Annotated in this window: 8 protein-coding genes, 1 rRNA gene and 1 pseudogene; 7 read left to right on the top strand and 3 right to left on the bottom strand. The window is 60.8% G+C overall.

Annotated features, from left to right (window positions below):
• Window positions 1–193 precede the first annotated feature (193 nt).
• A 5S ribosomal RNA gene (gene rrf, locus G559_RS0123305) occupies window positions 194–309 on the top strand.
• A gap of 190 nt (window positions 310–499) precedes the next feature.
• Window positions 500–1,423: pseudogene (locus tag G559_RS31020) on the top strand (LysR family transcriptional regulator).
• Here G559_RS31020 and G559_RS0123295 read toward each other — a convergent pair.
• The gene (locus G559_RS0123295) at window positions 1,420–2,508 is read right to left on the bottom strand and encodes a porin (protein ID WP_051246874.1); all 1,089 of its coding nucleotides are present in this window, start codon (window positions 2,506–2,508) and stop codon (window positions 1,420–1,422) included. The pseudogene G559_RS31020 and the gene G559_RS0123295 overlap by 4 nt on opposite strands.
• A gap of 562 nt (window positions 2,509–3,070) precedes the next feature.
• Between G559_RS0123295 and G559_RS0123290 the strand changes: the two genes are divergently transcribed.
• Complete coding sequence (locus tag G559_RS0123290; protein WP_028630545.1) at window positions 3,071–4,234, top strand: amidohydrolase; 1,164 nt, start codon at window positions 3,071–3,073, stop codon at window positions 4,232–4,234.
• 181 nt (window positions 4,235–4,415) lie between these two features.
• Window positions 4,416–6,020 (top strand): inorganic phosphate transporter, encoded by a 1,605-nt coding sequence (locus G559_RS0123285; RefSeq protein ID WP_051246871.1) that lies wholly within the window; start codon window positions 4,416–4,418, stop codon window positions 6,018–6,020.
• Between the two features lie 72 nt (window positions 6,021–6,092).
• Here the strand turns inward: G559_RS0123285 and G559_RS30720 are convergent, their stop codons facing one another.
• Window positions 6,093–6,266: a hypothetical protein gene (locus tag G559_RS30720; protein ID WP_169338779.1), complete on the bottom strand. Its 174-nt coding sequence runs from the start codon at window positions 6,264–6,266 to the stop codon at window positions 6,093–6,095.
• A gap of 162 nt (window positions 6,267–6,428) precedes the next feature.
• On the opposite strand from G559_RS30720, the gene G559_RS0123275 reads away from it, so the two are divergent.
• The 3 genes from G559_RS0123275 to G559_RS0123265 are packed head-to-tail and all read left to right on the top strand — an operon-like array spanning window position 6,429 to window position 10,405.
• The gene (locus G559_RS0123275) at window positions 6,429–7,964 is read left to right on the top strand and encodes an OmpA family protein (RefSeq protein ID WP_028630543.1); all 1,536 of its coding nucleotides are present in this window, start codon (window positions 6,429–6,431) and stop codon (window positions 7,962–7,964) included.
• Window positions 7,965–7,985: 21 nt separating this feature from the next.
• Entirely contained in the window at window positions 7,986–9,575 is a 1,590-nt protein-coding gene (locus tag G559_RS0123270; protein WP_028630542.1) for a hypothetical protein, read from the top strand.
• A 20-nt stretch (window positions 9,576–9,595) separates the two neighbouring features.
• Window positions 9,596–10,405 (top strand): hypothetical protein, encoded by an 810-nt coding sequence (locus G559_RS0123265; RefSeq protein WP_245586536.1) that lies wholly within the window; start codon window positions 9,596–9,598, stop codon window positions 10,403–10,405.
• 64 nt (window positions 10,406–10,469) lie between these two features.
• On the opposite strand, the gene G559_RS29255 is transcribed toward G559_RS0123265, so the two are convergent.
• On the bottom strand, window positions 10,470–10,729 hold a 260-nt coding region (locus tag G559_RS29255), incomplete at its 5' end, for a transposase domain-containing protein (protein ID WP_036997789.1).

The following is a 10,729-nucleotide window of genomic DNA, read 5'->3' as shown; positions in this document are numbered from 1 at the left end:
GTAAGCGCTGTGAGGCGTTGAGCTAACCAATACTAATTGCCCGTGAGGCTTGACCATATAACACCCAAACAATCTGGTGATTGTGGGTGCGACTGGTTGAAGTCGACAGACCGAAAATTGGCCTGAACCGCAAAAACAGACTGTCACATACCTGATTCGGGGTAGCGTCCCAGACGTTGCCCCAACCGAATTGCTTGACGACCATAGAGCGTTGGAACCACCTGATCCCATCCCGAACTCAGCAGTGAAACGACGCATCGCCGATGGTAGTGTGGAGCTTCTCCATGTGAGAGTAGGTCATCGTCAAGCTTCTATCCCAAACCCCCGAATCGTGAAAACGATTCGGGGGTTTGTCTTTGCGCCGGAAAAACTGGATCGAAAATTATCCCTAGCGACGTAGGCCGTTACCCTTTGCGGTATTAGGATGGCCGGGACTGCAGGCGTCGGCTGGCCAGCATCTTGCCTGGTCCAAGCCGCCACCCCCGCGAGACCCCGATACGTGAAACTCCATCAGATCAAGGCCTTGGTTGCCATCCATCGCGCCGGCAGCCTCAACGAAGCGTCGCAGATCCTGCATGTCACCCAGCCCGCGCTGGCCGTTCCATCAAAGACCTGGAAAGGGAGCTTGGGCTCACCCTGCTGCAGCGCTCCTACAAGGGCATGTCGCTGATCGAGGAAGGGCGGCGGGTAATCCGCCACGCCCAACTGGCAGTGGAGAGCCTGCGGCGCCTGCAGATCGAGGCCGAGAACATCCAGGCCATGACCGTTGGAGAAATTTCCATCGGTGTCACCTCTCTGACCGCCATGCTGGATGGGCTGGAGGAAAGCCTCACCGTCTTCCAGACGAAAAACCCCCCGCGTACGCCTCAAGCTGGTGGACCTGCGCCCCAGCCAGATCCTTCAGCGCCTGCGCGACGGTACCCTCGACTTCGCAATCACCTCGCAGCAGAACACCCAGCGGCTCAATCTCGACTGGGAAGCCCTTAACCGCATCCGTGGTGTGGTGGTCTGCAGCACCGACAACCCCCTGCGCCATTCCCGTTCCCTGCGCCAGTTGCAATACGCCAACTGGCTCAGCCTTGACGAGATCGACGACCGCTCCTCGCAGTTCTATCAGATGTTCGAGGTCAACGACATTCACGCGCCCCAGCGCATCATCGAGTGCTCCTCAGTGATGCTGGCGTTGCGGTTGCTGCGGCGGGGTGAAGCCTTCATGACCCTCAGCGAACTGGGCCTGGCCAACGTCATGCCGGGCGCGCTGAACACCAATCTGGTCCAGGTGAAGGTGGAAGAGATCATTCCCGAGTACCCCATCTACCTGGTCTGCATCGACAGGCATTCGCTTACCTCCCCGGCTCGGGACCTGTTCTACAGCCTCAAGGCCCGTCTGGCGGTCAGCGAGCTCGCCTTGCCCCAGGTCTAGAAGTGGTAGTAGACGCCTATCGCCACGTTGTGCGGATCGTCCCCGGGCTGCTCCAGTGGAATGCCTGCATGGCTGAGGGAAGACTGCGACTGGTTGTCGATCAGTGCCACCCGCAGGTACAGGGCGAGGTTGGATTGCAGGAAATGGTCGTAGCCCAGCATCACCCCGGTGGCATCCCGCTCACCGAACTCCAGGTCCCGGTGAACCAGCAGCAAACGCGCCACATCCGTCCGGCCTACGGGCGCCATTAATCCCAGGGTCCGGGCTTCCATGCTCGGCGTGGTGGCGTAGTCCACGTCCTGGCGCTGCCAGGTCAGGCTGGAGGCCAGCGGACCGAAGTCGTAGAACACCGATGCGCTGCTGTAGTGGTTGCGGGTCTGCCGGTTGTGGCCGTTGTCGTCCCAGGGGTCGCTCAGGTACTGGTTGTAGGAGCCAAGCAACATCAACGACGGCGAGTTGTACTGCAGCTTCACGCCCTGGCCGCGCAGGGTCTTCCCGGAGCTGGCCGTATCGTTGAAACCGAAGGTCATCGCTGTACCCAGGCTCCATCCCGCCAGCGACGGCGTTGTATAGGCCAGGGTGTGCTTGGGCAGCATGTCCAGGTAGAAGGCACCCTTACCCGGCGGCGGCAGGGTGAGGAAGGTATAGGGCGAACCGTAGACCGCCAGAAACGGGTCTGCGTAGGTAGGCGTCCCCATTCCGTAGGTCTTCCCGTATTCCACCTTGCCGAAGCGCTTGTTGCGCAGCGCCGCCACCGCCAGGCACAGGCTGCCGATCTGTTTCCAGTGCTGGTCCAAGGCTTGGCCGTTGAGGTTGAAGCCTTCTTCCACGTCCAGCTCCAGTACCGTCTCCTCGTCCAGGGCCTTACGCAGGTAAGCCCCCAGCTTATTAGTCCAGGCGCCGCCACCCTCCAGACGGAAGCCGCTGTGGTGCTCCGAGTTGTGATAACTGGTGAAGGCGCCCAGGGTCCCGTAGAGCGCCATGCGATCGTCAAAACCCTTGTCGACGTTGTAGTAGCCGAACCCCGACGCCACCCGCGCCAGGGCGGGAAAACCCTCGGCCGAGGCCTGCAAGGAAAGACCCATTCCCAGCGTCGGCGCTCGATCGGCCAGCGGTTCCAGAAAAGCCACGGTGGCCTGTGCCCTGGGCAATGCACTGGAGATGTACGACTTCACCATCTACAGCTTCTTTGCCGTGGTGATCGCGAAGAACTTCTTCCCGGTCCAGTCGGAAATGGCCTCGCTGCTGATGTCCATCACCACCTTCGGCGTCGGCTTCCTCATGCGTCCGGTGGGCGCTATGGTCATTGGCCGCTTCGCAGGCCGTCACGGGCGCAAGGCGGCCCTCAGTCTCACCATCGGCCTGTTGATCGGTCCGGTGGGCTGGTACATCCGCCGCTGCCTGCCGGAAACCCACGAGGCTGAGCCCGCCAACCAAAGGGGCCACTGGCGCAACCAGATCGATCTGCGTCATACCCTGCTGGCCATCGCCTATGTCGCCAGCACCTGCCTGGCGGTGATCACGCCCCTGGCCGGCCGTTTCGCCGACCGCCATGTACTGCGCAAGAAGCTGCTCGCCTGGACCATCACCTTACCGGTGATATTTGCCTGGCTCTGTTCCCTGAAAACCCCGGACGGGAGTGACCCCATGAATGCACTGATCCAACCCGGCGCCGAGCTGGACCTCGACGCCTTCGTCCAACTGCGCCGCGATATCCACCAAGCCCCGGAGCTGGGCGGCGACACCCCCCTTACTGCCGAACTGGTGGTCAGCAGGCTCGAAGCCTGGGGCTACGAGGTGCATAGCGGTATTGGCGGCCACGGCGTACTGCGTCGTGGCGAAGGTGGCCGGCGCCTGGGCCTGCGGGCCGACATGGATGCCTTGCCCATGCAGGAGAAGAACGACTTCGCCCATGCCAGCCACATACCCGGCCGGATGCATGCCTGCGGCCATGACGGCCACACCGCTATTCTGCTTGCCGCTGCCTGGCGCCTGACACGGGAACCCCGTTTCAACGGCACCCTGAATCTCATCTTCCAACCCGACGAGGAAGGGCTTTGTGGCGCCCGCGCCATGATGGAAGACGGACTGTTCCAACGCTTCCCCTGCGATGCCATCTTTGCCCTGCACAACATGCCCGGCATCCCGGTGGGCACCGCCGTGGTCCAGTCCGGTCCCACCATGGCGTCCTCGAAGCGTGTTGGGCTCCACATAAAGGGGCGTGGCGGCCACGGTGCCATGCCCGAGCTCGTGGTGGATCCGATACCGGTACTGGCCAGCCTGATCAACGCCATCCAGACCATCAAGTCGCGCAACCTCGCGGTGGAGGAGTACGCGGTCATCAGCATCGGCACGGTGGCGGCGGGAACCGTCTACAACATCATTCCCGACGATGCGCGGATGCTGGTCAGCGTGCGCACCGACACCCCCGCCACCCGGCGCAAGATCAACCAGCGGCTGGAAGAGATCGTCCGCGGCCACGAGCAGCTGTTCGGCGTCGAGATTGAACTGGAAATCACCCAGCTCGCGCCTGCACTGGTCAACAGCGAGGCGGAAACCGAGCTGCTGCGCACCAGCCTCACCCCGCTGTTCGAGCCAGGGCTTGTGCTGCCGCGCGCGGCCAAAGTGATGGGGACCGAGGATTTCGCCTGGATGCTTACCGAGGTGCCGGGTTGCTACTTCATGCTGGGCAACGGCGAGGGCGAATTCCACGGCTGCTCGGTGCACAACCCCCACTACGACTTCAGCGACGCGCTGGTTCGCATCGGCTCCGATTGCTGGGTCAAGCTGGCGGAGGACTACCTGGCCTGAAGCCGCCCCGGGGTGAAAGAGGCCCCGTCATACGGGCGATGTAAGAACTGTCATCAAATGGTCATGAAACTGTCTTAATTTGCGCGACGACGAACCCCCAAGGGGTTCGTGCCGTCGAGCGGCAGTTCCAGGCCCGCCTGGCTCCGGCTCGACGACAACCGGTCCTGCTTCGGAGCCATTCATGACCAACCCCACGACCACCCGCAGTGTGTCGCCACTTGGCACGCCTGGCATCTCGCCCATCAGCCTGTTCTTCAGCGCACTGTTCATCGCCGTCACTGGTTACTTCCTGTTCTGGGGCGTCGACTACGTCCAGGGCAACCATATCCTGCTGTTCGTCCTGGCCACGCTGTTCGGCGTGTTCATGGCCTTCAACATCGGCGGCAACGACGTCGCCAACTCCTTCGGCACCTCGGTGGGCGCTGGCACCCTGACCATCAAGCAGGCGCTGATCGTCGCCGCGGTGTTCGAGGTCTCCGGAGCTATCATCGCCGGTGGCCACGTCACCCAGACCATCCGCGGCGGCATCGTCGATCTGGGGGCGATGCAGGTAGCGCCGCTCGATTTCGTCTACATCATGATGTCGGCGCTGATCGCCGCCGCGCTCTGGCTGCTGTTCGCCACCAAGCGCGGCTACCCGGTCTCCACGACCCACTCCATCATCGGCGCCATCGTCGGCAGCTCTATCGCCCTCGGCATCCTGATGCAGGGAGGCGAGGCCGCCCTCGAACTGGTGCAGTGGGACAAGATCGGCGAAATCGCCATGTCCTGGGTGCTCTCGCCGCTGCTCGGTGGCCTGGTGGCCTACCTGCTGTTCAACCAGATCAAGAAACACATCCTGACCTACAACGAGCGTGCCGAAGATCGTCTGGAAGCCCTGCGGGAGCAGAAGCGCGCCCACAAGGCCCAGCACCAGGAAGGCTTTGACCGTCTCTCCGAGCTGCAAAAGGTCGCCTATACCCACGCCATGGCGCGCGACCAGCAGCTGATGAGCGACCGTGATTTCGACCCCGAGGACCTGGAGTCCGACTACTTCAAGGGCCTCTACCACCTGGATCGCCAGCGTGAAGACATCGCCTCCCACCGCGCCCTGGAAACCTGGGTGCCGCTGGTGGCTGCCATTGGTGCGATGGTCATTGGCTCCATGCTGCTGTTCAAAGGCCTGAAGAACCTCGAACTGGGCCTCACCACCCTTAACAGCTACCTGCTGCTGGGCATGATCGGCGTCGGCGTGTGGATGTCCACCTACGTCTTCGCCCGGTCCCTGCGGGACGAACCCCTGGGCCGCGCCACCTTCCTCATCTTCAGCTGGATGCAGGTGTTCACTGCCTGCGGCTTCGCCTTCAGCCACGGCGCCAACGATATCGCCAACGCCATTGGCCCCTTCGCCGCCATCATCGACGTGCTGCGCACCGGTGAGACCGGCTCCCAGGCGGCCATCCCCACCGTCGCCATGATCACCTTCGGCGTGGCGCTGATCGTCGGCCTCTGGTTCATCGGCAAGGAAGTGATCCAGACCGTGGGCCACAACCTCACCCAACTGCATCCGGCCTCAGGCTTCTCCGCCGAGCTGGCTGCTGCCGCGGTGGTGATGGCGGCCTCGGTCATGGGCCTGCCGGTATCCAGTACCCACATCCTGATCGGCGCCGTGCTCGGGATCGGCCTGGTCAACCGCCAGACCAACTGGGGCCTGATGAAGCCCATCGGCCTCGCCTGGATCATCACCCTGCCCGCCGCCGCGCTGCTCAGCGCCGGTGCCTTCCTGGTGCTCCGAAACCTGTTCTGATGCCTTGGCGTTGGTGGGCGGCGGTACCTTGGTGCTGGCGCAGTGGAGCCTCGATTCTCGTGGGCTCCCCCATCAGCGGCCGGCCTCCCGACGGGCCGCTTTCCGCGCTGCGGCCACCAGGTCGCAGGCATCGGTCAGCAGCAACTGCGCGGAATCGGCGATGTGCATCAGGTCGCGTCCATCCACCTCGCCCGGCGTCATGCTTGCCACGCTGTGCAACAGGCCCCGGGCCGCGTTCAAGCGCATATCCGCGCAATCCTGCAGCTCCACATGCCTAGCTGGTCAGTCAGAACAGGACTCTGAGTCGACTGGTTTGTAGTGGCAATGTGCTGCATCTCTCTGTAAATTCCGCGCGTGGCTGGATGTCAAAATGCCACCGTCAAGAAGTTTGATCGGCAAGGAGCCGTCATGCACAGATCGTTTCGCCTTACGGCGCTCAGTTGCGCCTTTCTTACGGCAGCTGGCTGCTCCAGTCAGCAAATGCAAGACCTACAGGAATCCGTTAATAGCGTTGGCAAAGACTATGGTATGGCAGTTCTTTGCGGCGTCGGCGTCGTTGGTGGCGCTGCTGCAGGGTATGCCCTGAAGGGTAAAGACGGTGTCCTTGCTGGTGTCGCCGTTGGTGGCGCGCTTGGTTGTGCGCTTGGCTACGTGTGGCAGTCCCGCCTTCAAGAGCTGGATCGAATCGCCAAAGAAGAGAACCTGAAGATCCAGACCGAGCAGCTAACCGTCGCCGAGGGGGCGATTGCAACTGCAGTCCCGAAAGAAGCGGGCTTGGTCACTCAGATCGAAGACACCGGCATGTTTGCCACCGACTCTGCAGAGCTTACCGAAAGCGGCAAGCGTGCAGTGAGCAAGCTGGCCGAGATGTACGCCAAGCCTAAGGCGACTGACCAGCAAGCAGCGGCCAAAGAAGCGAAGGAGCGTCGCCTCCTGGTTGTTGGCCACAGCGATGCCACCGGCAACGCTGAGTACAACCAAAAGCTCTCTGAGCGTCGGGCTAAAACCGTAGGCAAAGTGCTCGTAGCTGCTGGTATCCCGGCTAGCTCGATCTATTACCAAGGTGCAGGCTCTTCTCGACCAATCGCCGATAACAGCGATGTGTTCGTTCGTGGCCAGAACCGCCGCGTAGAAATCGTTGAACTGGCCAACGATCAAGCGCTGGTTATGCGTGCGCAGGCTGAGGCAGGCAACACCAAGTACCTGCAGTACGGTACCTCCACGGTACCCAAGGCTAGTGTTGCTGCCGCTCCGACAATCAAGTCCTCAGCCTCCACGAGCGCACCGGCAGCCACTCAGTCGTCTACGTCCTCAACTACAGTCGCCAGCGCCAGCAGCTCTGCTAAGCTGGCTTCCAAGGCAAGTCCTGCTGTCGACTTCGCTGGAAAGTCTACTGATGCTTACAACTGGTCCATGGCCCAGAAGATCAAGCCGAAGAACAGTGGCTTTGAGCTAGTCAGCTCTGCTCACGCAAACGAAATGCCTATGGCCAGCTGCCAAGCTGACATGCCGCGTAGTGCCGGTGAAGTGCTAAGCATGGCTGATGACAAGCCTCTGCAGCGTCATGCCACCAAGGATTACCTGCCGGGCTACAACAATCGCGTGTGGGCCAACACCGTCAACGGTCACTTGGTTACCGTGTCGCCGGTCTCGATCTTGCGCGAGAGCGCGCAAGTTGATCGTCAGCCGATCCTGCAGGTCGTTGAGAACTACGACCAAAACACCAAAAACAGGGCGCAAACGATCAAGGCTGTAGCAAACACCTACGAGGGTGAAAGCGAGGTGCTGTACCGAGTGTTTGCCCGCGATGCGAAGGCATCCGTGTCCTGCATGGATCTCGTGTTCAGCAAGGGCAACGCCAAGGTTACTGAAGGCGCCCTGTTCTATGCCGCCGGTTCGGATGCCTATGTGGCTACTTACGTGCCAATCCCCGCAACCAAATAAAACAAGTCATGGAAGTCCTATATGGAAGACTTATCACTAGCTGCACTTAAATCGTTGATCCTCGCAAACCAAATGCTGACCGCCGGCATCGTCTCGCTTCTCGTGAGTGCCGTGGTCGTCTGGAAGTACTGGGAACAGGTTTCCTACTTCCTGATCCGTGCTTGGCATAGCTTCCCCCTGATCGGTACTGTCGCCCGCCTGTCGCGCAAGCCGTCATCGGTCGATAGCGATGGCTGGATCAACCACGAAGTTACTCTCGCTAACGTGTACTACCGCGAGTTCAAGAAGTACATGAAGGGCCCGGAGGCCTATAACGCCTCTCTCGACTACCTGGCCAAGGCCGGTGAAGCAGGTCGCTCTCCGCGTCCGGCTTGGGTTCTGTTCCTGGTAGTTGCTCTGGTCTTGATCGAGGCGATGGGTTTTGCCTATGTGCTGGCTGGCTGGATGAACATGGATGCCTCGACCAATGACCGTCACCTTCTGACGGCCGGCACAGCCATCCTGCTGGCAGTGGCGTCGGCTGTTTTTGCCGAGGCTGCTGGTCATACCGTGCACCACAACACCCTGATTGCCCGTGCACGTCACTGGTGGCAGGGCGAAGAACCGAGCAAGCGCTCCCGTACTCTGAAGTCTGGCAAAGCAATCAACCTGGAAGATTCTTTCAGCGACAGCGGCAAGCCTGACTATGAGCAATTGCTGAATCGTGTGGCGGACGTTAACTCCAACGTGTCCCGCAAGTTCCTCTGGCTGATTATTTGTGGCGCCTTTGTCACATGTATGGCCATTGGCGCCTTTGTTGTCCGCTCCGCCACCCTGGACAGCATTGAGACTGAGATGGTCAACAGCATGAAAGCTGAGGCATCCGTTCAGAGCGACAGCAGCGTTGGCTCGCCGTTTGACCTGCCGGATGAGTCCCAGGCCATCAACGATGAAGCTCAAGACGCCACCATCGAAGACAAGATGGATGCCATCCGCCAGGCCAGCCTGACTACCTACGTCATGCTGTCCCTGATATACATCGCTATCCAAGGCATCAGCATCTGGCTGGCCAGCAAGTACCACTTTGCTGGTACCCATTCCCACACCGCATGGCGCCTCACTCATGAGTACGCTACTGCTGAGGAAATGATGGACGCCATGGACCAGCAGCGCATTGCCGTCGCTAGCCATGCTGACGACAAGCTGCGCCGTCTACAGACAGCGCTTTCCAGCCGCGACCATACCAACAATGGCGTACTCAGCGCCTTGGAAGGCGAGAACTCGGCCCACCGCAACTTCCTGGCCTACGTCGAGTACAAGGCTGGCAAGGTGTCGCAGAAAGCTGTAGCTCAGTCGGCGCCCGTCGCTCAAGCGGCTCCGGTAGCGCAAGAAGCGCCAGTAGAAGCTGCTCCTGCCCTAGCGGCGGCCGCCCCTGCTCCGACTGCTGAGCCTGCTGCCGCAATCAAGGCGACCGACTTCCATGATGTCACTGGCCTGCCGGAAGAAAGCCTTGCAGCCGCGAGCCGTGCTCTGAGTGTCACTGAGGTCCAGTTGCGTGACATCCGCGATCAGCAGATTGCCCTGAAAACTTTGGGCCTGTTCCCGGCTAAGAAAGAGGAAGTACTGTCGTGAGGGCGGCCAAGGTATTGATCTTGGCGCTGGCGCTGCCCTGTGCAGCGCTGGCTGCCGAGCGGAACGACCTGCAGAGCTGCTACGACCGTAGCGGTCTGACCGAAATCAAACCGGCTGCTAACGGGCGCGAGCTGGTGGTCATTATCGACCAAACCATCCCGATGCCCGAGGATCTGCAGCGCAGCAGCTGGGGGCAGATCGATCGCTTCGTACAGGCTGGCGATCGCGTGAAGCTATATACCTTCTCCGCATTCCTGCCAGGCGAGTATCTGCGCCTGACCTATGCCGGTGAGATGGACATGCCGCTCGAAGGAGAAATCCGTGATGACGTGAGCCAGCGCAAGCTGCGTAGCCTGGACCAATGCCTGACCACTCAGAAGAAGGCGTTCCAGATTGGCTTTGGCAAGCAGTTCGTCAACGGACTACGCCAAGCACGCCAGGACATTCCGAAGAGCGAGATCATGAACTCCCTGCGAAAAGTGGGCGAGGACATGCAGCGTGAGCAAGGCGTGAATGATCGGGTGATTTTCCTGATCTCGGACATGCTTGAGCACTCCGAATACACCAGCTTCTATGCAGCCAACCAAATCAAGCAGCTCAACGTGAACAACGAATTGAAGCTCGCGCAAAGCAAAGGACTGTACGCCGATCTGCAGGGCTCTCGTGTCTACGTTTCGGGCGCTGGCCTGGTCACCGATTCGGTGAAGCATGCCTACCGCTCGGGCAAGACCATGGACGCACTCAATCAGTTCTGGTCTCAGTACCTGAGTGCTTCGAACGCGACTCTGGCTGGATTCGGTACGCCGAGTTTGAGCACCGATCTTCGCTGAGGTTGATGGCTGAAGAATCGTATCCGCTCCATAAACCCCGTCTTCCGTTGACGAGGCTTTGTTATCAGGATGCGCTCGTCGGCGGGCAGTTCCACGGCAGCAGGGCTTCGAAGTCTTCGATGCTATTGGCCAAGGGCAGGCGTTCGAGGATATAGCGCAGCCAGGCATAGGGCTCCTGCCCATTAGCCTTGGCGGTCTCGATCAGACTGTAGAGCTGCGCGCTGGCTGTGGCGCCCTTGGGCGTGTCGCTGAACAGCCAGTTCTTGCGGCCGATCACGAAGGGGCGGATGGCGTTCTCGGCACGGTTGTTGTCGATGGGCAGAT

This window comes from Metapseudomonas resinovorans DSM 21078 (assembly GCF_000423545.1).
Lineage (GTDB): Bacteria > Pseudomonadota > Gammaproteobacteria > Pseudomonadales > Pseudomonadaceae > Metapseudomonas > Metapseudomonas resinovorans.
This window is presented reverse-complemented; position numbering and strand designations above follow the sequence as displayed.

Coding starts and splice junctions, on each gene's coding strand:
- G559_RS30720 (WP_169338779.1), bottom strand. CDS start 6,266: ATGCGCTTGAACGCGGCCCGGGGCCTGTTGCACAGCGTGGCAAGCATG.
- G559_RS0123285 (WP_051246871.1), top strand. CDS start 4,416: ATGACCAACCCCACGACCACCCGCAGTGTGTCGCCACTTGGCACGCCT.
- G559_RS0123270 (WP_028630542.1), top strand. CDS start 7,986: ATGGAAGACTTATCACTAGCTGCACTTAAATCGTTGATCCTCGCAAAC.
- G559_RS0123295 (WP_051246874.1), bottom strand. CDS start 2,508: ATGGGTCTTTCCTTGCAGGCCTCGGCCGAGGGTTTTCCCGCCCTGGCG.
- G559_RS0123275 (WP_028630543.1), top strand. CDS start 6,429: ATGCACAGATCGTTTCGCCTTACGGCGCTCAGTTGCGCCTTTCTTACG.
- G559_RS0123290 (WP_028630545.1), top strand. CDS start 3,071: ATGAATGCACTGATCCAACCCGGCGCCGAGCTGGACCTCGACGCCTTC.